Source organism: Mesorhizobium sp. M7A.F.Ca.AU.001.01.1.1, assembly GCF_004022735.1.
Taxonomy (GTDB): Bacteria; Pseudomonadota; Alphaproteobacteria; order Rhizobiales; family Rhizobiaceae; genus Mesorhizobium; species Mesorhizobium ciceri.
The window spans coordinates 1-1901 of record NZ_RZPF01000967.1 but is presented as its reverse complement, the minus strand read 5'-3'; the positions used below and the strand labels follow the sequence as shown (position 1 = coordinate 1901).

The window sequence follows — 1901 nt, the reverse complement described above, 5'->3', positions numbered from 1 at the left end:
GTCAATGCCTGCGCGCTGGCGATCGAGCCGCTCAAGCTGGTGTTGGTGGATGAGTTCACAGATCCAAAGCTCGTTCCGGTTGCGAATCGAAACCCGGACCCGCGCCGCATCGACATCGTCGTGCCGATCGGTACGGCAGCGAATCGATCCTTGCTACCCGGTGGAATCCTGCCGCCGACCGACAAGGCAGGTGCATGGTTGTGCACGGGGCAGGTTTGTTTGCCGGCGGTGACGGATGCTGAAGAGCTCGAGCGATTGTTGCGACGGCGATAGTTTTGCTAACCGCCGGCGAGAGACGCCCCCCTCTGGCCTACCGGCCATCGCCCACTCAAAATGGGGAGATCGGCAGCTTCGCTGTTCCGTTCACCTTACGGCGTTGATAATTGCCGAAAACGACCAAGGGCGTAATCTCCCCCCTAGAGGGGGAGATGCCCGGCAGGGCAGAGGGGGGCGCGAAGGATCGCTACCCCATCCCCTTACGTGTTCATCGAATCGAAGAAATCCGCATTGGTCTTGGTCTGCTTCAGCTTGTCGATCAGGAACTCGATCGCGTCGGTGGTTCCCATCGGCGCCAGGATGCGGCGCAGCACGAAGATCTTTTGCAGGTCCTGCTTGGAAACCAGCAGGTCTTCCTTGCGGGTGCCGGACTTCAGGATGTCCATGGCCGGATAGATGCGCTTGTCGGCCACCTTGCGGTCGAGCTGGATTTCGCAGTTGCCGGTGCCCTTGAACTCTTCGAAGATGACTTCGTCCATGCGGCTGCCGGTATCGATCAGCGCGGTGGCGATAATGGTCAGCGAACCGCCTTCCTCGATGTTGCGGGCGGCGCCGAAGAAGCGCTTCGGCCGCTGCAGCGCGTTGGCGTCGACACCACCGGTCAGCACCTTGCCGGATGACGGCACGACGGTGTTGTAGGCGCGGCCGAGACGGGTGATCGAATCGAGCAGGATGACGACGTCGCGGCCATGTTCGACCAGGCGCTTGGCCTTCTCGATGACCATTTCGGCGACCTGCACGTGGCGCACCGCGGGCTCGTCGAAGGTCGAGGAGATCACCTCTCCCTTCACCGAGCGCTGCATGTCGGTCACTTCTTCCGGCCGCTCGTCGATCAGCAGCACGATCAGATAGCATTCCGGGTGGTTGGCGGTGATCGAGTGGGCGATGTTCTGCATCAGAACCGTCTTGCCGGTACGCGGCTGCGCGTTGATCAAGGCGCGCTGTCCCTTGCCGATCGGCGCCACCAGGTCGATCACACGGGCCGATATGTCCTTGGTGGTGACATTCTCGATCTCCATCTTCAGCCGCTTGGTCGGATAGAGCGGCGTCAGATTGTCGAAGTGGATCTTGTGACGGATCTTCTCGGGATCGTCGAAATTGATGGTGTTGACCTTGAGCAGCGCGAAATAGCGCTCGCCCTCTTTCGGGCTGCGGATCGGCCCTTCGACAGTATCGCCGGTCTTCAGCGAAAAGCGCCGGATCTGCGACGGTGAAATATAGATGTCGTCGGGACCTGGCAGGTAATTGGCGTTGGCGGAGCGCAGGAAGCCGAAACCGTCCTGCAGCACCTCGACCACGCCATCACCGATGATCTCGATCTCCTGGGCGGCCAGCTTCTTCAGGATCGCAAACATCAGCTCCTGCTTGCGCATGACGCTGGCGTTTTCGACCTCGAGCGATTCGGCATAAGCGATCAGCTCTGGCGGTTTCTTGTTCTTGAACTCGGCGAGTTTCATTTCTTGCATAGACGGACCTTGAATAGATGGAGTCTGGGTAGGCTTTGGGAAAATATCGGCGGGATGCGACAAATGCCGGGCGCGGCCGAAAACAACGAGGGGCGGCGCATGACGGGAAGGAAGACCCGTCTTTTATCGTCGGTCGGGGGAAAGAGCAAGCTGCGTTTT

General features: G+C 60.1%; 1 protein-coding gene and 1 pseudogene. One reads left to right on the top strand and one right to left on the bottom strand.

All coding sequences use genetic code 11. The features are described 5' to 3' along the window. Positions 1-273: pseudogene (locus EN884_RS34645) on the top strand (thioredoxin domain-containing protein); the annotation flags it as partial. Positions 274-476: 203 nt separating this feature from the next. Here EN884_RS34645 and rho read toward each other — a convergent pair. Continuing rightward, positions 477-1742 (bottom strand): transcription termination factor Rho, encoded by a 1266-nt coding sequence (gene rho / locus EN884_RS34635; protein WP_013528732.1) that lies wholly within the window; start codon positions 1740-1742, stop codon positions 477-479. Positions 1743-1901: the final 159 nt, after the last annotated feature.

Coding starts and splice junctions, on each gene's coding strand:
- rho (WP_013528732.1), bottom strand. CDS start 1,742: ATGCAAGAAATGAAACTCGCCGAGTTCAAGAACAAGAAACCGCCAGAG.